20 protein-coding genes are annotated in these 24,002 nt (G+C 62.8%); 6 read left to right on the forward strand and 14 right to left on the reverse strand.

Annotated elements, in window-relative coordinates:
• Positions 1 to 137 precede the first annotated feature (137 nt).
• From AAHA39_RS13525 to argS, 9 genes are all read right to left on the reverse strand, one after another.
• Positions 138 to 1,226, reverse strand: coding sequence for an ABC transporter permease (locus AAHA39_RS13525; protein WP_320656262.1), 1,089 nt, complete (start codon positions 1,224 to 1,226; stop codon positions 138 to 140).
• Between the two features lie 3 nt (positions 1,227 to 1,229).
• Entirely contained in the window at positions 1,230 to 2,339 is a 1,110-nt protein-coding gene (locus AAHA39_RS13530) for an ABC transporter permease (protein WP_320656263.1), read from the reverse strand.
• Positions 2,336 to 4,105, reverse strand: coding sequence for an ATP-binding cassette domain-containing protein (locus tag AAHA39_RS13535; protein ID WP_320656264.1), 1,770 nt, complete (start codon positions 4,103 to 4,105; stop codon positions 2,336 to 2,338). The genes AAHA39_RS13530 and AAHA39_RS13535 overlap by 4 nt, the downstream gene beginning before the upstream one ends.
• Positions 4,102 to 5,070 carry a secretion protein HlyD gene (hlyD, locus tag AAHA39_RS13540; protein ID WP_320656265.1) on the reverse strand — a complete coding sequence of 323 codons (969 nt, stop codon included), beginning with the start codon at positions 5,068 to 5,070 and terminating at the stop codon, positions 4,102 to 4,104. Before hlyD ends, AAHA39_RS13535 begins: the two co-directional genes overlap by 4 nt.
• Before the next feature lie 85 nt (positions 5,071 to 5,155).
• Positions 5,156 to 5,797, reverse strand: a complete 642-nt coding sequence (locus tag AAHA39_RS13545; RefSeq protein ID WP_320656266.1) for a TetR/AcrR family transcriptional regulator — start codon at positions 5,795 to 5,797, stop codon at positions 5,156 to 5,158.
• Between the two features lie 258 nt (positions 5,798 to 6,055).
• Positions 6,056 to 7,384: an HslU--HslV peptidase ATPase subunit gene (gene hslU / locus AAHA39_RS13550; protein WP_033115662.1), complete on the reverse strand. Its 1,329-nt coding sequence runs from the start codon at positions 7,382 to 7,384 to the stop codon at positions 6,056 to 6,058.
• Between the two features lie 67 nt (positions 7,385 to 7,451).
• Positions 7,452 to 7,985 carry an ATP-dependent protease subunit HslV gene (gene hslV, locus AAHA39_RS13555; RefSeq protein WP_033115661.1) on the reverse strand — a complete coding sequence of 178 codons (534 nt, stop codon included), beginning with the start codon at positions 7,983 to 7,985 and terminating at the stop codon, positions 7,452 to 7,454.
• Positions 7,986 to 8,171: 186 nt separating this feature from the next.
• Entirely contained in the window at positions 8,172 to 9,017 is an 846-nt protein-coding gene (locus tag AAHA39_RS13560) for an SPOR domain-containing protein (protein WP_108572117.1), read from the reverse strand.
• 3 nt (positions 9,018 to 9,020) lie between these two features.
• Complete coding sequence (gene argS / locus AAHA39_RS13565; RefSeq protein ID WP_042029550.1) at positions 9,021 to 10,766, reverse strand: arginine--tRNA ligase; 1,746 nt, start codon at positions 10,764 to 10,766, stop codon at positions 9,021 to 9,023.
• Between the two features lie 299 nt (positions 10,767 to 11,065).
• Between argS and AAHA39_RS13570 the strand changes: the two genes are divergently transcribed.
• From AAHA39_RS13570 to AAHA39_RS13580, 3 genes are all read left to right on the forward strand, one after another.
• The gene (locus tag AAHA39_RS13570) at positions 11,066 to 11,632 is read left to right on the forward strand and encodes an LON peptidase substrate-binding domain-containing protein (RefSeq protein ID WP_320656267.1); all 567 of its coding nucleotides are present in this window, start codon (positions 11,066 to 11,068) and stop codon (positions 11,630 to 11,632) included.
• Between the two features lie 141 nt (positions 11,633 to 11,773).
• Positions 11,774 to 12,343 (forward strand): sigma-70 family RNA polymerase sigma factor, encoded by a 570-nt coding sequence (locus tag AAHA39_RS13575; protein ID WP_041209767.1) that lies wholly within the window; start codon positions 11,774 to 11,776, stop codon positions 12,341 to 12,343.
• Entirely contained in the window at positions 12,336 to 13,025 is a 690-nt protein-coding gene (locus tag AAHA39_RS13580; RefSeq protein WP_320656268.1) for a ChrR family anti-sigma-E factor, read from the forward strand. The genes AAHA39_RS13575 and AAHA39_RS13580 overlap by 8 nt, the downstream gene beginning before the upstream one ends.
• Before the next feature lie 62 nt (positions 13,026 to 13,087).
• Here the strand turns inward: AAHA39_RS13580 and bacA are convergent, their stop codons facing one another.
• From bacA to galE, 5 genes are all read right to left on the reverse strand, one after another.
• Positions 13,088 to 13,903 carry an undecaprenyl-diphosphate phosphatase gene (gene bacA / locus AAHA39_RS13585; protein WP_071913937.1) on the reverse strand — a complete coding sequence of 272 codons (816 nt, stop codon included), beginning with the start codon at positions 13,901 to 13,903 and terminating at the stop codon, positions 13,088 to 13,090.
• Positions 13,904 to 14,015: 112 nt separating this feature from the next.
• The gene (galM, locus tag AAHA39_RS13590; RefSeq protein ID WP_320656269.1) at positions 14,016 to 15,005 is read right to left on the reverse strand and encodes a galactose-1-epimerase; all 990 of its coding nucleotides are present in this window, start codon (positions 15,003 to 15,005) and stop codon (positions 14,016 to 14,018) included.
• Positions 15,002 to 16,150 carry a galactokinase gene (gene galK / locus AAHA39_RS13595; RefSeq protein ID WP_209297730.1) on the reverse strand — a complete coding sequence of 383 codons (1,149 nt, stop codon included), beginning with the start codon at positions 16,148 to 16,150 and terminating at the stop codon, positions 15,002 to 15,004. The genes galM and galK overlap by 4 nt, the downstream gene beginning before the upstream one ends.
• Entirely contained in the window at positions 16,147 to 17,205 is a 1,059-nt protein-coding gene (locus AAHA39_RS13600) for a UDP-glucose--hexose-1-phosphate uridylyltransferase (protein WP_320656299.1), read from the reverse strand. The genes galK and AAHA39_RS13600 overlap by 4 nt, the downstream gene beginning before the upstream one ends.
• A gap of 60 nt (positions 17,206 to 17,265) precedes the next feature.
• Complete coding sequence (gene galE, locus AAHA39_RS13605; protein WP_320656270.1) at positions 17,266 to 18,279, reverse strand: UDP-glucose 4-epimerase GalE; 1,014 nt, start codon at positions 18,277 to 18,279, stop codon at positions 17,266 to 17,268.
• Positions 18,280 to 18,482: 203 nt separating this feature from the next.
• Between galE and AAHA39_RS13610 the strand changes: the two genes are divergently transcribed.
• The 3 genes from AAHA39_RS13610 to mglB all read left to right on the forward strand — a co-directional run bounded on the left by AAHA39_RS13610 (position 18,483) and on the right by mglB (position 23,963).
• Positions 18,483 to 19,490, forward strand: coding sequence for a substrate-binding domain-containing protein (locus AAHA39_RS13610; RefSeq protein ID WP_320656271.1), 1,008 nt, complete (start codon positions 18,483 to 18,485; stop codon positions 19,488 to 19,490).
• A gap of 179 nt (positions 19,491 to 19,669) precedes the next feature.
• The gene (locus tag AAHA39_RS13615; RefSeq protein ID WP_320656272.1) at positions 19,670 to 22,729 is read left to right on the forward strand and encodes a beta-galactosidase; all 3,060 of its coding nucleotides are present in this window, start codon (positions 19,670 to 19,672) and stop codon (positions 22,727 to 22,729) included.
• 244 nt (positions 22,730 to 22,973) lie between these two features.
• Positions 22,974 to 23,963 (forward strand): galactose/glucose ABC transporter substrate-binding protein MglB, encoded by a 990-nt coding sequence (mglB, locus tag AAHA39_RS13620; RefSeq protein ID WP_041209758.1) that lies wholly within the window; start codon positions 22,974 to 22,976, stop codon positions 23,961 to 23,963.
• Positions 23,964 to 24,002: the final 39 nt, after the last annotated feature.

Genomic DNA, 24,002 nt, shown 5'->3' on the forward strand with positions numbered 1-24,002 from the left:
GATTTCTGGGGTGGCTCGGGGTGAGGGGGTGTGGAGGGAAAGCCCGGTTTACCCACGGCCGGGGAGTGAAAACTTCTGGCGGAAAATGGCCGGCCTCGCGCTGGGCGAGACCGGCATCAGCTGAACAAGGTGGCGCGTCAGGCGATATGGTGGCGGAACATGGCGAGCGCCAGCGACAGAGTGACGCCGGCGATGGCGAGCAGCGGCCAGAGCAGGGGCCAGGCGGCCGACCAGTCAAACCCCTTGAGGAAGACCCCCTTGAGCAGCACGATGAAGTGGGTGAGGGGGTCGATGGCCGCCAGCCACTGGAACACCTGCGGCATATTCTCCACCGGCGAGATGTAGCCCGAGAGGATCACCGCCGGTACGGTGAAGGAGAAGACACCGAGAAAGGCCTGCTGCTGGGTCGAGCAGAACGAGGAGATGAAGAGCCCGATCCCGGCCAGTGCCAGCCCGTAGCAGACCATGCCCGCCATCAGCAGGCTGAGGCTGCCGGCAAAGGGGAGGTGAAAGACAAAACGGGCGGCCAGCGCGACTATGCACCCTTGTCCCACCGCCACCATAATGCCGGGCACCGCCTTGCCCGCCATGATCCAGCCTGCGGTGAGGGGGGAGACCAGCAGCTGATCGAAGGTGCCCTCTTCCCGCTCCCGCGCGACCGAGAGGGCGGTGACAATCAGACAGCCGGTGGTGGTGATGATGGCCACCAGCGCCGGCAGGATATGCCAGTGGAATTCGACGTTGGGGTTGTAGAGGTTGCGTACCGCCAGCTCGGGTTGCCCCTTGCCCTCACTTTGCCAGCGGGCGATCACCTGACTGATGTAGCCAGCCGCCACCTGACCGCCGTTGGAGCGGCGCCCGTCGATGATCAGCTGCACCTTGGCCGGTTCGCCGCGTGCCAGCCGGCGCGAGAAATCCCCCGGAATAATCAGCCCGAGCAGTGCCTGTTGCCCGGTGATGGCCTCGGTCATGCCCGCCTCGCCCGCCACCGGAATGATGGTAGTGAAGGCGGGCATATGGGTGAGGCGCTCCAGCAGCTCGCGGCTCTGGGCTCCGCCATCCTGGTTGTAGATGGCCAGCGTGTTGCCGGTCACCTCCAGAGTGGCGGCGAACGGGAAGAGGGCGGTCTGCAGCAGCACCGGCATGATGAGCAGAAAGCGCCCCTGAGTATTGCCCATCAGGGCCTGCAGCTCTTTTCGGATCAGCCACCAGAGTCGGATCAGCATGGGTTACTCCAGAGTGCGCCGCGTCTTGCGGGCGGTCAGGGCCAGCCAGAAACCGGCCAGCAGCAGCAGACAGAAACCGTTGACCAGCAGGATCGAGAAGACGCTGCCCGCCTGATAGAGGGTCTGCAGGGAGCTCGCGAAGTAACGGGCCGGAATGAGGTGGGTGATGGCCCGCAGCAGCGGCGGCATGCTGGCGATCTCGAACACGAAGCCCGACAGCATCACCGCGGGCAGAAAGGCGGCGATCAGTGCAGCTTGCGCGGCGTTGAACTGGCTGCGCATCACGGTGGAGAGAAACAACCCGAGCCCGAGGGCGCTGCCGAGAAAGACGCTGGTGACCAGAAAGAGCAGCAGCAGGGAGCCGCGCCACGGCACGCCCATCACCGCCACCGAGAAGAGCAGGCAGAGCAGCATGGCGATGATGCCAAGGCCGTAGTAGGGCAACAGCTTGGAGAGCAGCAGCTCCCCCTTGGTGACTGGGGTGGCGAGCAGCGCCTCCATGGTACCGCGCTCCCACTCCCGCGCCACCACCAGCGAGGTGAGCAGGGCACCGATGATGGTCATCACCACCGCAATGGAGCCCGGCACCAGAAAGTTGCGGCTCACCAGCGCCGGGTTGAACCAGGCGCGGCTCTCTATCGACACCGGCATGGCGACCCCCTCGCCCGCGAGCCACCCCTGCCAGATCCCCTGCACATAGTTGGTGACGAAGTTGGCGGTGTTGGGTTCGGAGCCATCGGTCAGCAGCAGCGCCTGCGGCGTGCCATTGCCCTGACCGGCCATGGCGCGGGAGAAGCCGTCATCGATCACCAGCAGGCCGCGGATCTCGCCACGGGCCAGACTGGCGAGCAGGGACTCCTTGCTCGGGCCGCTGTGGATCTCCAGCGCGGTAGAACCGCGCAGGGCCTGCTCCAGCCGCACCGCCGGGGCGCCGCTGTCGGTACGCCAGATGCCGAGGCGCAGATGGTCCACATCGAGATTGATGGCGTAACCCATCACCACCAGCAGCACCACCGGCATGATGAAGGCGATGAGGATGCTGCTCGGATCGCGGAGGATTTGCAGCGTCTCCTTGCGGCAGAGGGCCAGCAGTCGCCGACGGTTGATGCTCATGCGTCCTCCTCGCTGGCCCGCTCGACCAGGGTGATAAAGGCCTCTTCCATTGTTGGCAAAGAACAGGTCGGCAAGGAGCCGGTTGGCAAAGAGGTCGCCGCCTCTTTGGCGGCCAGCCCTTTGAGATCGTCCGGGGTGCCGAGCGCCAGCAGCTTGCCGCGATAGATGAGGGCGATGCGGTCGCAATACTCCGCCTCATCCATAAAGTGGGTGGTGACCAGCACGGTGACGCCGTGGTCGGCCAGCGCGTTGATGTGCGACCAGAACTCGCGCCGGGTCACCGGATCGACCCCGGAGGTGGGCTCGTCGAGAAACAGCAGCGGCGGCTCGTGCAGCAGGGCGCAGGCCAGCGATAAGCGCTGGCGCAGGCCGAGGGGCAGGGATTCCGCCTTCTGATCGAGCCAGGGGGCGAGGGCAAAGGCAGTCACCATGGCATCGATCCGCGTCTGCTGGTGGCGGCCGAACAGGCCGTAGATACCGGCGAAGAAGGAGAGGTTCTGGGCCACGGTGAGCTGCTTGTAGAGGGAGAACTTCTGCGCCATGTAGCCGAGGCGCTGGCGCGCCGCCGAGGGGCTGTGAGCCAGATCGATGCCGGTCACCAGCGCCTGTCCCTCGCTCGGGCGCAGCAGGCCGCACTCCATCTTGAAGGTGGTGGACTTGCCCGCCCCGTTGGGGCCGAGCAGGCCGAAGATCTCGCCGCGGCGCACCGCAAAGCTGACATCATCGGTGGCGGCAAAATCGCCGAAGAGCTTGGTGAGGTGGCGCGCCTCGATCACCGCCTCGGGGGAGACCCCCTGCGGCAGTTCGGCTTCCCGCATCCCGGCCGCCAGACTCGACTCCCCGCCGGGGCCGCCGCCGAGCAGGTCGATAAAGGCATCCTCCAGCCGGGGCTGGGCCGGTTGAAAGGCGCCGTTGGTCATTTGCAGCTCCGCCAGCGGCGGGGGCGTCATGCCCGGGTGCAGCAGCAGGCGAACCCGCTCCCCCGCCACCGCGCCATCCATCACCGCTGGGTGAGCCAGTGCCCGGCGCAGCAGGGCACGCCGCTCGCGGCCATCCAGTTGCCCCGCCTCCAGCAGCCAGCAGCGGCTGGCCATGGCCCCCATCAGATCGGCTGGCGTGCCGCTGGTGCGCACCTCGCCATCCGCCATCAGCAGCACGTGGTCGCACAGCTCCGCCTCATCGAGATAGGCGGTACTCCAGAGCACCGTCATCCCTCCCTTGGCCAGCTCGCGTACCATCTGCCAGAGGGCGCGGCGGGAGATGGGATCTACCCCGACCCCGGGTTCGTCGAGCAGCAGCACATCCGGGGTGCCGAGCAGGGCGCAGGCCAGCCCGAGCTTCTGCTTCATCCCGCCAGAGAGCTTGCCTGCCGGCCTTGCGGTGAAGCGGGCAAGATCGGTGAAGGCGAGCAGCCGCGCAAAGGTGGGCGTGCGTTCGGGCTCCAGTACGCCGCGCAAGTCAGCGTAGAGGGTGAGGTTCTCCAGCACGCTGAGATCCTCGTAGAGGCCGAACTGCTGGGGCATGTAGCCGAGGCGCTGACGCAGCAGATCCCCCTCGCTTACCGGATCCAGCCCCAGCACCCGGATGGTGCCCGCTTCGGGGATCAGCAGACCGGCCAGCAGGCGTAGCAAAGTGCTCTTGCCCGCGCCGTCGGGGCCGACCAGCCCGGTGATGCCGCCAGCCGGAATGGTGGCCGAGATGGCATTGAGGGCGACCCGCTCGCCAAAGCGTTTGGTGAGCCCCTCAAGGGAGATGGCGCAGCTCATGGCACCAGCCTGACGGTGACCGGCATCCCTTGGCGCAGGGCCGGGTCTGGGTCCTGCACCACGATGCGCAGCCGGTAGACGAGGTGAGTGCGCAGGTCAGGCGTCTCCACCGATTTCGGGGTGAACTCGGCGGTCGGCGAGACAAATCCCACCACCCCGTGATAGGGCTTGTCCGGCCGCGAGTCGGTGGTGAGGGTCACCTTGGCGCCGCTCGGGAAGTGGCCGAGCCAGGGCTCCTCCACATAGGCGCGCACCCAGACTGGCGCGGTCAGGGAGAGGTTGAAGGCGGTCGCTCCGCTCTGCACCATGCTGCCGTTCTCGACGGCGCGGCTGATGATGATGCCGTCGCTGGGGGCGGTCAGGCTGGCATCCGCCAGCGCCAGTTCGGCACTGGCGAGCGCCGCTTTGGCTCCTTCCAGCTGGGCATCGGACTGGGCAATCTCTTCCGGGCGGTAGCCGGTTTCAAGCTGGGCGAGCTGCTCGCGGGCGGAGCGCACCTGCGCCTGGGTCTGATCCCGCTGGGAGCGGGCGGTATCGAGCTGACCGCGGGAGATGGCGCCGGTGGCTGCCAGTGCGCTCTGGCGGCGCCACTGCTGGTCGGCCTCCAGTGCAGCTGCTTCGGCGGCGGCCAGTGCGGCCCGGGCGCGGTCGGTCTCTTCGCTGCGATAGCCTTTGTGGATCAAGGCGTTGGCGGCAGTGAGCGCGGCCAGATTGGCGCGGGCGCTGTCGCGGCTGTGGGTGAGGGGAACCGGATCGAGGCGGGCCAGCAGTAGACCGGCTTTTACCCTATCCCCCTCATCGACCAGCACCTGATCGACACGGCCGCCGACCCGAAAGGCCAGATTGACGTCGCGAATATCGACGTTGCCGTAGAGGATGGAGCCGTCGGCCGGGCGCCCCTGCCACCAGAGGTAGCCACCGATAACGGTTAGCAGCAGGGCCACGATTGCAATGCGTTGCTTCATACCGCTTCTCCTTGAGGATGGCTCTGCAACCAGAGGTAACCACTGAGAACCGCCAGCAACAGAGCTACCATCGCGATGCGTTGTTTCATGCCGCTTCTCCTTCTTTCATGTCGGTGGGGCGCAGGCCGCGCAGGGCCCATACCAGCCGCTGTCTGGCGGCCTCGGGGTTGTCTATCTGGCTGAGAAAGGGGGCGGCCTGTTCGGGCAGCCAGCCGAGCTGGCGACCGCTGCCGGCGATCACCAGCGGCAGGCCGACCGACCCCATGATGAAGATCATCAGCTGGAGCGGGTGACCCGCGACCAGCGACCCTTCGGCCTGTGCCATCCGAACCTGCTCGATCAGCAGCAGGGGATGACGGCGCGGCAGGCTGAGCAGAAAGCGCTGGGCCGCCCCTTCGCCTGCCAGCGCATCGCCAAACAGGTGGTTGATAAAGCCGCGCTGGCGCGCCACCAGTCCGATCAGTGCCTTCATGGTCGCCTCGAACATGGCGATGGCAGAGGGGTAGGAGCCCTTGGCTGCCACCGCCTTGAGCTCGTCATAGAGGGGGGCGTACCAGAGCTCGACCAGCTCGTCGATAAAGGCGTCGCGGTTGCCGAAGTGGTAGACGAAGGAGCCGAGGTTCACCTCGGCCGCTGCCGCCAGCTCGCGCACCGTCAGGCCGCGCAGCCCCTTCTCGGTGGCGATGGCGAGGCCGGTATCGAGCAGTTTCTGCCGGGTTGGATTCATCTTTCTGGTTCCTGCTGCACAGATTTTGATCTGATTTATACATATGTATAAATCAGCTACCGAGAATAGGAAAGATCTTTTTTTGAGCAGATTTCAGCGGGGATGAAAAAACGGCGGGCGTTGGCAAGGAGAGGTTTGGAAACGGCTTGGGATTGAACGGGTTGCCGCAGGTGTGGGCCAGAATCCGGGCAGATGACGGAGGTGGTGGAGAAATAAAAACGCCTCCGCGAAGGGAGGCGTTTTATCGGGAGGGCGCGTTTACAGAATAAAGCGGCTCAGATCCTCGTCTTCAATCAGCTTGCCGAGGTGGGCGTTGACGTAGTCGGTGTTGATGACGAAGGTCTCGCCGGACTTCTCGGAGGCGTCGTAGGAGATATCTTCCATCAGGCGTTCCATCACTGTGTGCAGACGGCGGGCACCGATGTTCTCGGTACGCTCGTTGACCTGCCAGGCCGCTTCGGCCAGACGGCGGATACCATCCTGAGTGAACTCGATGTTGACCCCTTCGGTGGCCATCAGCGCCTTGTACTGATCGGTCAGGGAGGCGTTCGGCTCGGTCAGGATCCGCTCGAAATCTTCAGTGGTCAGCGCGGTCAGCTCGACCCGGATCGGCAGACGACCCTGCAGCTCGGGGATGAGGTCGGACGGCTTGGCGATCTGGAAGGCACCGGAGGCGACAAACAGGATATGGTCGGTCTTGACCATGCCGTGCTTGGTGTTGACGGTGCAGCCCTCGACCAGCGGCAGCAGGTCGCGCTGAACCCCTTCACGGGAGACATCGGGGCCGGAGCTCTCGCCGCGCTTGCAGATCTTGTCGATCTCGTCGAGGAAGACGATGCCGTTGTTCTCGACCGCAGCGATGGCTTTCTGCTTCAGCTCTTCCGGGTTGACCAGCTTGGCCGCTTCCTCTTCGATCAGCGCCTTCATGGCCTCTTTGACCTTGATCTTGCGCTTCTTCTTCTGGTTCTGGCCCAGGTTCTGGAACAGCCCCTGCAGCTGGTTGGCCATCTCTTCCATGCCCGGCGGGGTCATGATTTCGACGCCCATCGGGGAGGCGGCCAGATCCAGCTCGATCTCCTTGTCATCCAGCTGACCTTCGCGCAGTTTCTTGCGGAAGATCTGGCGGGTGTTGGAGTTGTCGGCTTTCTCTTCCTCACCCCAGGTGTTGCGCGGGTTGGGCAGCAGGGCGTCGAGAATGCGCTCTTCGGCGGCTTCCTCGGCGCGGTATTTCATCTTCTCCATCTCGGTCTCGCGCACCAGCTTGATGGCGACATCGGTCAGATCGCGAATGATGCTGTCCACTTCCTTGCCGACATAGCCCACTTCGGTGAACTTGGTCGCTTCCACCTTGATGAAGGGGGCGTTGGCCAATTTGGCCAGACGACGGGCGATCTCGGTTTTGCCGACACCGGTCGGGCCGATCATCAGGATGTTCTTCGGGGTCACTTCATGGCGCATCTCTTCGTTGAGCTGCATCCGGCGCCAGCGGTTGCGCAGGGCGACGGCCACCGCACGCTTGGCATCGGCCTGACCAATGATGTGACGATCCAGTTCGTGGACGATTTCTCTCGGGGTCATCTCGGACATGATGGAGTTCCTGTATCAGGGGCGGGCAGTGCCCACCCCTTGGAGAATTGGTTGCTATGTAGCCGGCTTATTTGGCCGAATAGTCCAGCACTTCGACGGTGTGGTGCTGGTTGGTGAAGACGCAGATGTCGCCGGCGATCTTGAGCGCCTTCTCGACGATGCTCTTGGCATCCAGATCGGTGTTTTCCAGCAGGGCGATGGCCGCGGACTGGGCAAAGTTGCCGCCGCTGCCGATGGCGATGAGATCGTGCTCCGGCTGCACCACGTCACCGTTGCCGGTGATGATGAAGGATTTTTGCTCGTCGGCGACGGCCAGCAGTGCTTCGAGGCGGCGCAGGGCGCGATCGGTGCGCCAATCTTTGGCCAGCGCCACGGCGGCGCGCTCCAGATTACCCTGATGGGCCTGCAGTTTGGCTTCGAAGCGTTCGAGCAGGGTGAAGGCGTCGGCAGTACCACCGGCAAAACCGGCCAGTACCTTGCCGTTGTAGAGGCGATGAACCTTGCGGGCGTTGCCCTTCATGACGGTGTTGCCAAGAGAAACCTGGCCATCGCCACCGATGACGACCTGACCGTTGCGGCGAACTGAAACTATGGTAGTCACTTTACTTACCTCGCTTGAGCCGAATGACGGCCTGACTGTGCATGGGAGAAAAGATGGGGATGGCAAAACGGCTTTTCAAGCCTGCAATCGGTCAGGATCAGGACGAGATGGGGCTATGGGTGCGAAGGGAGCCCAAAGAAGAGGGGCCGGGTGTTGCCACCCGGCCCCTCATGGTGAAACGGGCGCTTACCCTTTCTTGGGGATGCAGCCGCTGATGCCCGAGCTCTGCAGCTTGCGGTTGGCCGCGTCGGCGGCGGCCTTGCCGTTGAAGGGGCCGACCATCACCTTGTAGACGGTGCCGTTGGCGCCATTGATCACCTGCAGGCTGGAGGAGAGGCCGGCGGTGAAGGCGATGCGTGCCTTGAGCGACTCAGCAGAATCCTGCGAGCGCAGGGCGGCACACTGCATCATATAGCGGCCGCTGTCGGCAGCTGCGGTCTGGGCAGGTTGGGCTGCCGGTTGGGCTTTGGCGGCAGCGGCTCGCTCACGCTCCAGCTCGGCACGGATCTCCCGCTCCATCCGCTCACGCTCGGCCTTGCGGTCGATCACCTGCTCCTGGGCGCTGGCAACCGGCGCACCGGAGGTGGAGGGAGTTGTTGCCGGATTGGGCTGATAGGGCTTGGGCTGGCCGATGGGCGTTCCCGGCTGGGGAATGTCGGTCGGTACCGGCTGCGGCAGCTTCTCCGGTTGCAGGGTCATGGTATCGGCAGGAGGTGGCGGCAGAACGCCCGGCTGGGTCGGCGGCTCTATGATATCGACCTGCTTGTTCTCAAGCCGTTCGATGTAGCTCCACTTCTCCTGAGGCAACCCGTTGTTCTGCGGTTTTGGCTTGTTGGCTTTGACCTGCTCTTCGATGGTCGGGGCATCGTGGCCCTTGCCATTGATCATGTAGAGGAAGCCGCCAAAGCCTGCCAGCAGCGCCCCGGCCAGCAGGGCCGGGATAACAGGAAAGCGGCGCGGAGCCGCTTTCTTGGTGTTGCGACCGCCCGCGCGACGTCGCGGACGGTTGCCGACATAATCCCGGGTCGCCATCTATTACATGCGCTCCAGGGTGTAGATACCCAGTACACCGAGGCCCAGCTTGAGCACCTTGGCGGTGGCAGCACACAGCAGCAGACGGCTCTGACGGGTCGCTTCGTCCACGCCATCCTTGTTGATCGGGCAGGCTTCGTAGAAGGTCATGAAGTTGCCGGAGAGCTCGTACAGATAGGTACAGAGCAGGTGCGGCATCCCCTTGTCCGCCACGCCGTTGACCGCGTCGGAGAACTGGATCAGCTTCTGGGCCAGGGTCTCTTCCGCTTCCTCGTTCAGGGTCACATTGCCGGTCAGGGTAGCGGCATCGACGCCGGCCTTGCGGAAGATGGATTGAATACGGGTGTAGGCGTATTGCAGGTAAGGAGCTGTGTTGCCTTCAAAGGAGAGCATCAGATCCCAGTCGAAGATGTAGTCGGTAGTGCGGTTCTTGGAGAGATCCGCATACTTGACCGCACCCATGGCAATGGCGTGCACCACTTCGGCCTTCTCTTCAGCGGAGAGGTCGCTGTTGCGGCTCTCCAGCAGGGCGGCGGCGCGCTCTTCCGCTTCGTTCAGCAGGTCAACCAGCTTGACGGTGCCACCGGAGCGGGTCTTGTAGGGACGACCATCCTTGCCCAGCATCATGCCGAAGGCGTGGTGCTCGAGCGGCACGGATTCCGGCACATAACCCGCCTTGCGGGTGATGGTCCAGGCCTGCATCAGGTGCTGGTGCTGACGGGAGTCGATGAAGTACATCACCCGGTCGGCGCCCAGAGTTTCGTAACGGTATTTGGCACAGGCGATGTCGGTGGTGGTGTAGAGGAAACCGCCATCGCTCTTCTGAATGATGACGCCCATGGCCTCGCCATCCTTGTTCTTGAACTCGTCCAGGAAGACAACGGTGGCACCTTCGCTCTCGACCGCCAGCCCCTTGGCTTTCAGGTCGGCAACGATCTCCGGCAGCATGTCGTTGTACATGGACTCGCCCATGATGTCCTTGTTGGTCAGGGAGACATTCAGGCGGTCGTAGTTGCGCTGGTTCTGCTCCATGGTCATGTCGACCAGCTTCTTCCACATGGTACGGCAGTACTCGTCGCCACCCTGCAGTTTCACCACGTAGTTACGGGCGCGCTCGGCGAAGGCTTCGTCTTCGTCGTAGCAACGCTTGGCCTGGGTGTAGAAGGCTTCCAGATCGCGCAGCTCCATGTCGGAGGCGTTCTCGTTGGCCATCTTCTCCAGATAGGCGATCAGCATGCCGAACTGGGTACCCCAGTCACCGATGTGGTTGGCACGCACCACCTTGTGGCCGAGGAACTCCAGCGCACGAGCGGCCACGTCACCGAGTACGGTGGAGCGGATGTGGTGCACCGCCATCTCTTTGGCCACGTTGGGGGCGGAGTAGTCCACCACCACGGTCTGCGGGGTCGGCAACTTCACGTTGGCGTTGGCAGAGGTCACCATGGCCTCGACCTGACCGGCCAGCCAGCGTTGGTCGAAGAAGAAGTTGATGAAGCCGGGGCCGGCGATCTCGACCTTGGCGATCAGGTCGGAGGCAGGCAGGTGCTCGATGATGGCAGCCGCCAGCTCACGGGGATTCTTGCGGGCCGGCTTGGCCAGCAGCATGGCCAGGTTGGTGGCCAGGTCGCCGTGAGCTTTTTCCTTGCATCGGTCTACTTGCACGCGGGCTTCCAGGTCCGCCGGCAGGACGCCTGCTGACTTGAGATTGGCTACCGTTTGTTCAAGTAGATGATGAATATGCTCTTTCATAACTGACCACCAAGGTTGCGCGTCGAAAAATGACTGATATATAAGGGCGTGAATTTTACCCGCATCGGCTCGAGAAAACTATAGGGATGACCCGCCGCTCGCTGTCGGGCGGATATTTCACTGCGTTTGGCGCCATATTCCAGAATATTGGACGGAAATTACGGTGCTTATCCATTTCTACTGCATATTGAAGCGCCTTGTCCAGGCTATTTCCCCTGATTGTTAAGGGTTTTTCCCGACACTGATCTCCCGCTGGCTGTTGCACGTACCTAGAGTCGTAACCCAGCAAGGAGTTTGTGATGCGACTGGCACTGTTTCCCCTATCAGCCCACCTGCTGCCCGGCGGCATCATGCCGCTGCGGATCTTCGAGCCCAGATACCTGCGGATGGTGGCCGAAGCGGGGGAGGCGGGCTTTGCCCTCTGCATGGTGGATCCGCGCCAGCCCGACGCCTTGCGCAACATGCTGCCCATCGCCACCCGGGTCAACGTCATCGACTTCGACCAGCTGCCGGACGGCATGCTGGGGATCACGGTGCAGGGGGTGGAGCGGGTGCAGATAGAGGATCTGTGGCAGGAGCAGGATGGCCTGCGCATCGGTGAGGTGAGCCCGCTGCCGGCATGGCCGCCCCGGCGGCTCCATCCCGATCAGCTGCCACTGGCCGATGCGCTGCGGGAGGTGTTTGCCGACTATCCCGACTATGCCGCCCTCTATCCCGCGCCCCGCTGGGACGATGGCAACTGGGTGGCCCAGCGCTGGCTGGAGGTGCTGCCGATCCCCCCCGAGCAGAAGCAGCTGCTGCTGGCCGCTGCCGACAATCAGCCTGCCATCGCCCTGCTCAAGGGGGTGCTGGTGGCCAGCCACTGATTTTTTCCTGACCTGCTGATCCGCCAGCGCCGCAGGGCCGTACCAGTCATTACCACAGCACCTTCGACAGCACACCAAAGGGATGGCGCAATGGCATATACTGGCCAACCACACTCGACCATACGCAGGACTTCGCCCGTGATGGATAACCCGGATGGCGACCTCAAATCTCTGCTGATCAGGGTGGCAGAGCAGGCCGACAAGGCCGCGTTTGCCCGCCTGTTCCAACACTTTGCGCCGCGCATTCGCAGCTACGGGCTGCGCCATCTCGGCAGCGAGGCCAACGCCATGGAGCTGGTGCAGGAGACCATGCTGCTGGTGTGGCAGAAGGCGCGCCTCTACCACCCCGAAAAGGGGGCGCCGACCACCTGGATCTACACAGTGATGCGCAACCAGTGCTTCGATCTGCTGCGCCGGCGCCGTGCCAGCAAGGAGGATCTCTGCGCAGAAGAGCTGTGGCCGGTGCTGGAGTTTCAGGCCGAAGAGGAGCATCTGAGCGGGGGCGAGGATGCCGTGCTGACCCGCCAGATGGCCCACTATCTTGGCACCCTGCCTGAGCCGCAACAGCAGGTGGTGCGTGGCATCTATCTGCAGGAGTTCTCCCAGCAGGAGCTGGCGGAGCGCCTTGGCGTGCCGCTCGGCACTATCAAGTCCCGCCTCAGGCTGGCGCTACAGAAACTGAAAGAGCAAGTGGAGCAAGGCCATGATTAAAGCCCATCCAACCGACCCTATGTTGCGCGCCTTCGCCGCCGACGAGCTGCCTCTGCCGCTGGCCGTCGGACTCTCCGCTCACTGCGAGCTCTGCCCCGATTGTGCTGCTCGGTTGAAAGCATTTGAGGAGGAGCTGGCGCAGCAATATCTTGCCTCGCCAGCAGAGCCCGAGCTGGCCTCCCGCGATGAAATGGCGCTGGATGCCGGATTTGACGCCATGCTGGCGGATATTCTGGCGCAGCCCGAACCGGTTGCCGCACCCGTTACCGATCTGTACCGAGCCCAGCCTGCCGAGCTCGAAGTGGCCGGTCACGCCTACCGCTTGCCGCGGGTGCTGGCCCGCTACCGCTCGCCCAAGTGGCGCCATATCGGGGCCATTCGTCAACAGAGTTTGCCGCTGGACGAGATGGGGGCTCGCGCCAGCCTGCTCCATATCGATGCGGGTGGCCGTATCCCCGAGCACACCCATCAGGGTTATGAGCTGACCCTGCTGCTGGCGGGCAATATTCAGGATGGCGACAACCTCTATCAGGCCGGGGATTTTATCTGGCGCGATGCCAGCCATGCCCACAGCCCGCAAACCCCGGACGGCTGCCTCTGCTACACGGTGCAGGATGCGCCGGTGCAGTTCACCAAGGGGTTGTCGCGGCTGCTCAATGGCATCAGTCAGCACCTCTACTGAGGGGCTTGGACAATAAAAAAGGGACCTTGCGGTCCCTTTTGTCATTTGATTGCTGGCTGCGGTCAGGCGACAAACAGCAGGTAGACGGCGAATGCCACGATAAAGCGGTAGATGGCGAACGGAATGAAGTCGAGGCGGCGGATCAGCGCCAGGAAGCTCTTGATGGCGATCATGGCGACCACGAAGGCAGTGATAAAGCCCACCGCAAACATCGGGAAGTCGGCCATGGAGAGGAAGTCGCGGCTCTTGTAGAGATCGAGCGTACTGGCCGCCATCATCATGGGTACCGCCATGATGAAGGAGAACTCGGCCGCTGCATGGCGGCTGATCCCCATCAGCATGCCACCGCTGATGGTGGCGCCGGAGCGGGAGAAGCCGGGCCAGAGCGCCAGACACTGGAACAGGCCGATGCCGAACGCCTGTTTGTAGCTGATGTCATCCAGGGTTTCGGAGCGAACCGCCGGACGGAACTTCTCGGCGATGATCAGCAGGATACCGCCCGCAACCAGCGCATACATCACGGTCTGCGGGCCAAACAGGTTGGCCTTGATCCAGCTGTGGATGGCCAGACCGACCACGATGGCGGGCATCATGCCGAGGATGACGTGGATCAGCGACAGGGTGGCGTGGCCCGGTTCCGGCTTCTGGCCGAAGTGGATGCCAATCAGACCAAACAGGCGGCGCCAGAAGACGGCAACCACCGCGAGAATCGAGCCAAGCTGGATCACCACTTCGAAGGTAGCGGCCTTGGGACCTTCAAAGCCCAGCAGATGGCCGACGATGATCATGTGGCCGGTTGAAGAGACGGGGAGGAACTCGGTCAGCCCCTCGACGACGCCCAGAATAAAGGCGACCAGCAGGCTATAGGTGTCAGTCATCGAACAGAATCCTTGCTACGTTGATGCAAAAACGCCCCGGAAGGGTCTCGGGGCGGCTTATCTTGCTCGAATGTGGCTGGCGCTGCTACGGAAAAATTGTGAAACCTTTAAGTCAGTCGCGGATAAAGCGGTAGCGAGTCTGGTGGTGATAGCGCTCGCCCGGCACCAGCCAGGGGTCGCCCAGCTCGGGCCGGTTCGGACTGTCGGGCAGTTGCTGCGCCTCCAGACAGAAGCCGTCGTGATCCCGGTGCGCCAGACCCTGGCGATTCGGGGTATTGGCCAGCCAGTTGCCGGTATAGAGCTGCAGCGAGGGCTGGTTGGTGTAGACCTCCATCGCCAGCTGTCTGTCACCCGATACCACGCGAGCAGCCCACTCCTGCGCCGGGCCGTTGAGCACAAAGGCGTGGTCGTATCCCTTGGCCTGCTGCTGCTGGGGATGGCTGAGCCAATCCAGCCCGACAAGGCGCTCTTGGCGCAGATCGAATGGCCCCTCCACCGGGGTGATGGCGATCGGCAAACCGCTCGGGTCGGTCGGCAGGAAGTGGTCGGCATTGATGCTGATGAGGTGGTCACGCACATCGCCGCCGTCCGGGTTGTCATCGAGATTGAAGTAGGCGTGGCTGGTGAGGCTGACCGGCGTCGCAGCATCCGTGCTGGCGATGAAATCCACCACCAGATCGCTCTGCTCCAGCCGGTACTCCAGGGTTACCCGCAGATTGCCGGGAAAGCCCTGATACCCAGCCCGGGAGAGCAACGCCAGCTTGACCCGATCCGCTTCCCGCTCCTTGATCTGCCACTGCTGGCGATGAAAGCCCGCCTGCCCGCCATGCAGGCAGTTGGGTGCCTGATTGGCATCCAGCGACCAGCGCTCGCCATCGCGTAGCAGTTCGGCGCCGCCGATGCGGTTGGCAAAACGTCCCGCTACCGCGCCCAGCCACACCTGTTGGTTGGGATAGGTGTCGTCGGCACAACCCAGCAGGACTTCGCGCCGTTTGCCCGCCACCGGCAGGGTGAGGGAGGTGAGGATAGCGCCGAAGTCGAGGCCGCGCAGGCGCAGCCCCTCCTCATTTTCCAGTTCGAAGGGCGTCATGGCGCTGCTCATAGCTTGCCTGCACCGGCGCTGGCAGAGCAGACGTAGCAGTCAGCCTTGAGGCCGAAGCGGGTCGGATACTCGGCTTCAACCGCGGCGATCACCTCAGCCACCTTCTCGGGGCGCAGCAGGGCGACCACGCAGCCGCCGAAGCCGCCGCCAGTCATCCGCACGCCGCCTTCGGTGCCGATCCTGGCCTTGATGATCTCCACCAGACCATCGATGGCTGGCACTGTGATTTCGAAGTCATCGCGCATGGCGGCGTGCGAGTCGGCCATCAGCTCGCCGAGACGAACCAGATCCCCTTGCGCCAGCGCATCGGCGGCGGCCAGGGTGCGGCTGTTGTCGCCTACCACGTGGCGGGCACGGCGGTAGCAGACCTCATCCAGTCCGGCCTTGCCTGCTTCGAGAGCTGCCAGATCGAGATCGCGCAGCGCCTTGACCCCGTAGTGGCGGGCGGCCGCTTCGCACTGCTGGCGGCGGGTGTTGTATTCGCTATCCACCAGACCGCGGCGCACATTGGAGTTGACGATCAGCACCGCCAGATCGGTGGGCATGGGGATGAGGCGGGTCTCCAGCGAGCGGCAGTCGAGCAGCAGGGCGTGGTCGGTTTTGCCGCTGGCGGAGATCATCTGATCCATGATGCCGCAGTTGCAGCCGACGAACTGGTTCTCCGCCTGCTGACCGTTGAGGGCGATCTCCGCCTGGCTGATATCGAGCCCCAGCGCCTCTTTGAAGGCCTGGCCGATGGCCACTTCCAGCGAGGCGGAGGAGGAGAGTCCCGCCCCCTGCGGCACGTTGCCGGAGACCACCAGATCGAGGCCGCGCAGGGCATAGCCGCGCTCCTGCAGATACTTCACCACGCCACGGATGTAGTCGCTCCAGCGCTGGCTGGGGTGGTGCTCGATGGGCTGGTCGAGGTCGAACTGGTCGCGCTGGTTGTCGTAGTCGGCGGCGATCACCTGCACTTGTCGGTCATCGCGCAGACCGATGGCGACGCAGGTCTCGTAGTCGATAGCGCAGGGCAGCACGAAGCCGTCGTTGTAGTCGGTATGTTCACCGATGAGGTTGACGCGGCCGGGGGCGCGCACCAGCAGATCGGGCGCTTTGGCAAATTGCTCGGCAAAAACGGTGCTGACGCGTTGGCTCGGGGTCATAGGGCCTCCTCATTGGTTTGATTGGTCTGGTTGTAGTGAATGGGGCTTAGAGCGCGCAGCCGCTCGGCGGCTTGCTCGGGGGTAAGGTCGCGCTGGGTTTCGGCCAGCATCTCGAAGCCGACCATGAATTTGCGCACGGTGGCGGAGCGCAGCAGCGGCGGATAGAAGTGGGCATGCAGTTGCCACGCCTCGGGGCACTCCGACTTGGGCGGTGCAAAGTGCCAGCCCATGGAGTAGGGAAAGCTGCACTCGAACAGATTATCGTAGCGGCTGGTGAGCTCCTTGAGCGCCACTGCCAGATCCTGTTGCTGGGCCTTGGTCAGGTTGAGCATGGAGGGGACGTGCGCCTTGGGCAGCAGCAGGGTTTCGAACGGCCAGGCGGCCCAGAAGGGAACTACGGCGAGCCAGTGCTCGGTCTCCACCACGATGCGCGAGCGATCCGCCAGCTCCCGCTCCACATACTCCAGCAGCATGGGACGGCCATGCTCGGCCAGCCAGTCGCACTGGTGCTGCTCTTCGCGAGCGATCTCGTTGGGCAGGAAGTCGCTGCCCCAGATCTGGCCGTGGGGGTGCGGGTTGGAGCAACCCATGACTGCCCCTTTGTTTTCAAAGACCTGCACCCATTCCCACTGGGCCGACAGCTCGGCGACCTGATCCATCCAGGTGGTGATCACCCCCTCGATGGCGGGCAGCGGCAGCTCTGGCAGGGTCTTGCCGTGATCTGGCGAGAAGCAGATGACCCGGCTGGTGCCGCGGGCTGCTTCCAGTTTCAACAGGGGATCGCTGGCACTATCGGCGGCCGGGGTATCCTGCATCAGGGCGGCGAAGTCGTTGGTAAAGACGAAGGTGCCCTTGTAATCGGGGTTGATGTCGCCGGTGACCCGGGTGTTGCCTGCGCAGAGGAAGCAGTCGGGATCGTGTGCCTGTTTGGGGGCCTGACTCACCTTCTCCACCTGCCCCTGCCAGGGGCGTTTGGCCCGGTGGGGGGAGACCAGCACATACTGGCCGGTCAGCGGGTTGAAGCGGCGATGGGGATGATCGACGGGGTTGAACATCATCTCTCCTGAATAAGGTATTGAAAAATAAGGTCGTCTATTAACAGGGAGCAGGCAGGCCTACTCCTCGTAACCGTTCGGGTTGGCGGATTGCCAGCGCCAGCTGTCGGCGCACATGGCGTCTATGTCCCGGGTTGCCTGCCAGCCCAGCTCGCGCTCGGCCTTGGCCGGATCTGCCCAGCAGGCGGCGATGTCGCCCGGGCGGCGCGGTTCGATGCGAAAGGGCAGCGGCTTGCCGCAGGCATTGGAGAAGGCGGCGACCAGCTGCAATACGCTCTGGCCCTGGCCTGTGCCCAGGTTGTAGGTGTGCACGCCACCCTTGCCGGCGCAGTGTTGCAGTGCCTTGACGTGCCCCTCGGCGAGATCCATCACGTGGATGTAGTCGCGCACGCCGGTGCCATCCACAGTTGGGTAATCGTTTCCAAAGACCGACAGGCAGTCGCGACGGCCGATGGCGACCTGAGTGATATAGGGCATCAGATTGTTGGGAATGCCTTGGGGATCTTCCCCCATGGTGCCCGACTCGTGGGCTCCGACCGGATTGAAGTAGCGCAGCAGGGTCATGCTCCAGTGGGGCTCGGCCAGCTGCAGATCTTCGAGGATCTCCTCGATGATCAGCTTGGATCGCCCGTAAGGGTTGGTAGCGCTGCGGGGGAAATCCTCGCGGATCGGCAGAGTGGCGGGATCGCCGTAGACGGTAGCCGAGGAGCTGAACACCAGATTGTGCACCCCGGCCCGTTTCATCGCCTGCAGCAGGGTGAGGGTGCCGCCGAGGTTGTTCTCGTAGTAATCCAGTGGAATGCGGGTCGACTCACCGACCGCCTTGAGGGCGGCAAAGTGGATCACCGCGTCGATCTGCTGCTCGGCGAAGATCCGGTCCAGCAGAGCGGCATCGCGAATATCCCCTTGATAGAACACGGGTTGCTGGCCGCTGATAGCCGCGACTCGAGTCAACACGCTGCGCTTGCTGTTGCAGAGGTTGTCCACCACGACCGAGGTCATGCCTGCGGCTTGCAGGGCCAGAGAGGTGTGGCTGCCGATATATCCGCAGCCGCCGGTGACCAGAACCTTCATCTTGCTCTCCACTGAAAATGACGCTGCAAGCAGTCTAGCCGAGGGGTTGGCTTGCAAACTGTGAACTTGCTTGCAAAACAGTGTAAACGATTACACTGTTTTTGTGATCGCTTCTCTGGCAGATCGTGCGTTATCCCCTGTTTTCAATGGGGTTGGTGGGTATAATGGTCAATCTGTCGCAGAGTGAAATAAGTGAAAACAGCATGAGTACCATCAAGGATGTCGCCCGTTTGGCCAATGTGTCGGTGGCAACGGTTTCACGGGTGATGAACAACTCGCCCAAGGCCAGTGCTGCCTCCCGTGCTGCCGTCCAGAAGGCGATGGCGGAGTTGGGCTATACCCCCAACGCCAACGCGCGGGCGCTGGTCAGCCAGACCTGCGATACCATGGGCGTCGTGGTGGGAGACGTGGCCGATCCCTTCTTCGGGGCTCTGGTGAAGGGGGTCTCCGGCGTCGCCGTCGAGCAGAATCTCCACCTGTTGATGGGTAACGGTTTTCACAAGGCGCGCCAGGAGCGCGAGGCGATCGAGCTGCTGATCGGCAAGCGCTGCGAGGCGCTGGTGGTGCACAGCAAGGCGCTCAGCGACGAAGAGCTCTGCGACTACTCCATGCGAGTGCCCGGCATGGTGCTTATCAATCGCGATATTCCTGCCATCAAGGGGCGCTGCATCGCCCTCAACAACCGGCTGGGGGCCGCCACGGCAACCCGTCATCTGATCGAGCTGGGTCACCGCCACATCGCCTTTATCAGCTCGGATCACGCCATCGAAGATGCCACCTTGCGGCTGCAGGGGTATCAGGACGGGTTGGCAGAGGCTGGTCTGGCGGCGGATCCCGAGCTTATCGAGAGCGGCACCCCGAACGAGGAGGGGGGCGAGCGCGCCATGCTCAACCTGTTGGCCAAGGGGCTCAAGGTGACCGCCGTGGTGGCCTATAACGATGCCATGGCGGCCGGAGCCATCTCGGTGCTGGCGGACAACGGGCTGCGGGTGCCGGAGGAGGTCTCGGTGGTGGGCTTCGATGACATCATCTACGCCAGATACCTGAGGCCCAAGCTCTCCACCATGCGGTACCCCATCGAGTTGATGGCGAGTCAGGCAGCCAAGCTGGCGTTGCAGCTGGCGGCAGGGGAGAGCGAGGCACAGCAGAACCGCATCTATACACCGACCTTGATCAATCGTCACTCGGTAGCGCCGGTTCGCGCTGGATAGGGGTCGTTTGCAGCTCATTTCCCGAGCTTTTATTGTTTTACCTGTTTTTAATGGTTTTTACTCCGCTTTACTTAACAAAATTAGTGTAATCGTTTACATCTGTGTGAGCGAGATCGCCGATCCCCTGGCCACACTTCTCTAGACTGGAATACGTTTTCCAGTCATCAGGGAGAAGGGGAATGCTCAGGGAGATAGTGGCGCGTCAGGATTGGCAGACTCAGGCGATTACTTCGGTAAACCGCTTGGCTGCCCATACCCCCATGTTCAGCTGGCGTAGCGAAGCGGATGCCAGAGACGACCTCCTTTCACCCTCACGCCGTTCACTGGATGGCGAGTGGTGCTTCTCCTTCTTTGCCGCTCCCGAGCTGGTGCCCGAGAGCTGGCTGGCACAGGATCTGGCGGATGCCTGCCCCATTAGGGTGCCGGGCAACTGGCAGCTGGATGCTGCCTATCCGGCTGTGCGGCCACTTACCGATGGCCCCATCTACACCAACATCAAGTACCCCTTTCCCTGCGATCCGCCTCGAGTGCCGGCAGAGAACCCCACCGGTTGCTACTCCCGTGAGTTCGAACTCCCTGCCGACTGGCTGGCCAGCGGCCAGAGCCGGATCATCTTCGACGGGGTGAGCAGCGCCTTCCACCTGTTCTGCAACGGTCGCTGGGTCGGTTACTCTCAGGACAGCCGGTTGCCCGCCGAATTCGATCTGACCCCATATCTGCAGGCCGGTCGCAACCGGCTGGCGGTGCTGGTGTTGCGCTGGTCCGACGGCTCCTATCTGGAAGATCAGGATATGTGGTGGCTGTCTGGGATCTTCCGCTCCGTCAGCCTGTTGCACAAACCGGCCCGTCATCTGATAGATATCCGGGTCACTCCCGCGCTGGACGCCTGCTATCGCGATGGCCGCCTCAAGATTGCACTGCAGGCGGCCAATGCAGTTGGCCTCTCGGTGGAGGCCAATCTCTATGACGGCAGCGAGCGGGTTGCGACCCTGCGCCAGCCGATCGGTACCCAAACGATTGATGAAAAAGGGGCATATGACGATCGCGCCGAGCTGTGGCTCGATGTGGCTGCGCCGCACCAGTGGAGCGCCGAGACGCCTCACCTCTATCGCCTGACCCTGACCTTGCTGGACGAGCAGGGCGAGCCTATCGAGAGCGAAGCCTATGATGTGGGCTTTCGGAGAGTAGAGATCCGTGGCGGTCTGCTGCGGGTCAACGGTCAGCCGCTGCTTATTCGCGGTGCCAACCGTCACGAACACCACCCCGCCAAAGGCTATGCCATTGATCGCGCCACCATGGAGCGGGATCTGCTGCTGATGAAGCGGCACAACTTCAACGCGGTGCGCTGTTCCCACTATCCCAACCATCCCGACTTCTATCGCCTGTGCGATCGGCTCGGCCTTTATGTGGTGGATGAGGCGAATCTGGAGACTCACGGCATGACCCCCATGGGGCGGTTGGCGCGGGATCCCGCCTGGAGCAACGCCTTTCTGGAGCGGGCCACCCGCATGGTGGCACGGGATTTCAACCACCCCTCGATCATAATCTGGTCGCTGGGCAACGAGTCGGGTTACGGCCCGGTCCACGATGCCATGTATGGCTGGATCAAGCGCAGCGACCCGAGCCGTCCGGTGCAGTATGAGGGGGGCGGGGCCGATACTCCGGCGACCGACATCATCTGTCCCATGTATGCCAGAACCCATCAGGATCAACCCTTCCCGGCGGTGCCCAAGTGGGCGCTGGCCAAGTGGATTGGCCTGCCGGAAGAGACCCGGCCGCTGATCCTCTGCGAGTATGCCCACGCCATGGGCAACAGCCTGGGAGGCTACGCCCACTACTGGCAGGCGTTTCGCGATCATCCGAGATTGCAGGGGGGCTTTGTCTGGGATTGGGTCGATCAGGGGCTCGACAAATACACCGCCGATGGTCGCCACTACTGGGGCTATGGCGGTGATTTTGGCGATGTGCAAAACGATCGCCAGTTCTGCTGCAACGGCCTGCTGTTCCCGGATCGCACTCCCCATCCCGCGCTGTTAGAGGCAAAGCGCGCCCAGCAGCCGTTTCGCTTCACTCTGCTTGGGCACTCCCCGCTGCGAGTGCGGATCGAGAGCGAATACCTGTTCCGGGAAACCGACAACGAGCGGCTTTGCTGGCAGCTGAGTGAAAACGGCCAAGTGGTGCTGGAGGTGGAGGTGTCTCTCGTGCTGGCAGCTCAAGGGGCGGTCGAGTTGACCCTGAGCGGGACGCTACCCGCTTTTGCGGCGGGCTCGCTGGCCTGGCTCGATCTGGCCATTTTCCAGCCGAATGCCACCCCCTGGTCTGCGGCTGGGCACGAGGTGGCGCGCCAGCAATTCATGCTGCCGTCACCGCTGGCGCTACCTGCACCAGTCAGCCCTGCGGTGATGGTTGAGCAGGCCGACGGCTGGCTGATCACCACTGCGAACAGTCAGTGGCGGCTCGACAAGCAGAGCGGGCACATCACCAGCTGGCAGAAATCGGGGCAGGAGCAGTTGCTGACGCCGATCATGGATCACTTCTACCGCGCGCCGCTCGACAACGACATCGGCACCAGCGAAGCGGATCACGCCGACCCCAACTCCTGGATTGCCCGCTGGCAGGCGTGTGGGCTTGAGCAGTGGCAGCACCGCTGTCTGGGCGTGGTGGTCGCCGGCAGTGAGCTGCGGGTGACTCACGGCTATTTCCATCAGGAGCAGTTGCAACTGCTGAGTCATTGGCATCACCGCTTTGCTGACGACGGCATCATGAGTCTCGACATCGAGTGCGAACTGGCGCAGGCGCTGCCTTCGCTGCCGCGGATCGGTCTGCTAATCCATCTGGCTGACCCGGTTGAGCAGGTGCAGTGGCTGGGACGCGGCCCCCACGAAAACTATCCGGATCGCCTGCTGGGCGCCGATCTGGGTCGCTGGAGCTTGCCGCTGGAGGCCATGTACACCCCTTACGTCTTCCCGACCGACAACGGCTTGCGCTGCGATACCCGCGAGCTGCAGCTGGGGTCGATGCGTGTGAGTGGCGCTTTCCATTTCAGCGTCAGTCGCTTCAGCCAGCAGCAGCTGGCCACTGCCCGTCACCAGAGCGATCTGGTGGCAGAGGAGGGGCTGTGGGTCTGCCTCGATGGTGCTCACATGGGAGTGGGTGGCGATGACTCCTGGAGCCAGAGCGTGCGCCCCGAGTATCAGCTGACTGCCCGTCGCTATCGCTGGCACTGCACCCTTGGCTGAGCTTTTTGACAACAGCCCGTTAGCGACTAGCCTCAATGCTGCGGAATAGATTGAGTCCAAAAATTAACGCTCGAATTTATGTATTTGAAAAATAAGAAAAAGATTCAATGTAACAGAGTGTAATCGTTTTCATTTTGTCGTCATGATCACAGAAGAAATGACAACAAATTGATTACATTGAAGGGCGATTGCTCAATAGCTCGCCACCCTACAACTCATGGATAGATACATCGGAGCACACACAATGAAAAAAATGACGACCGTTGCTGCCCTGCTGCTGGGCCTGATGGCTGGTGCCACTGCTGCCCACGCTGAAACCCGCATCGGGGTGACCGTCTACAAATATGACGACAACTTCATGGCGGTGGTACGCAAGGCGATCGAGAAGGAAGCGGCTGCCAACCCCGGGGTTGAGCTGCTGATGAACGACTCCCAGAACGACCAGTCCAAGCAGAACGACCAGATCGACGTGCTGCTGGCCAAGGGCGTGAAGGCGCTGGCCATCAACCTGGTTGACCCGGCTGCCGCTCCAGTGGTGATTGAGAAGGCCCGTGGCGAAGATATTCCGGTGGTCTTCTACAACAAGGAGCCGAGTGCTGCCGATCTGGCCAGCTACGACAAGGCCTACTACGTAGGTACCGACTCCAAGGAGTCAGGCATCATCCAGGGTCACCTGATTGCCAAACACTGGAAAGCCAATCCGGCTTGGGATCTGAACAAGGATGGCGTTATTCAGTACGTGCTGCTGAAAGGGGAGCCGGGCCACCCGGATGCCGAAGCGCGCACCACTTACGTCATCAAGACCCTGAATGACGGTGGCATCAAGACCCAGCAGCTGCACATGGATACCGGTATGTGGGATACCGCCATGGCCAAGGACAAGATGGACGCTTGGATCTCCGGCCCGAACGCCAACAAGATCGAAGTGGTCATCGCCAACAACGACGGCATGGCGATGGGCGCTGTCGAGTCACTGAAAGCACAGGGCAAGACTGCCATTCCGGTATTCGGTGTCGATGCGCTGCCTGAAGCGCTGGCACTGGTGAAGAGCGGTGCCATGGCCGGTACCGTGCTGAACGATGCGGCCAACCAGGCCAAGGCGACCTACGAGCTGACCAAGAACCTGGCTGAAGGCAAAGCGGCTGGTGAAGGCACCAAGTGGAACATCGTCAACAAGGTCGTGCGTGTTCCCTACGTCGGCGTAGATAAAGACAACCTGTCCCAATTCGAATAATTCCCTCCTCCAGGGCAAGGGAGATCCCCTTGCCCTTTT

Source organism: Aeromonas sp. SE22 (assembly GCF_038739755.1).
Lineage (GTDB): Bacteria > Pseudomonadota > Gammaproteobacteria > Enterobacterales > Aeromonadaceae > Aeromonas > Aeromonas jandaei.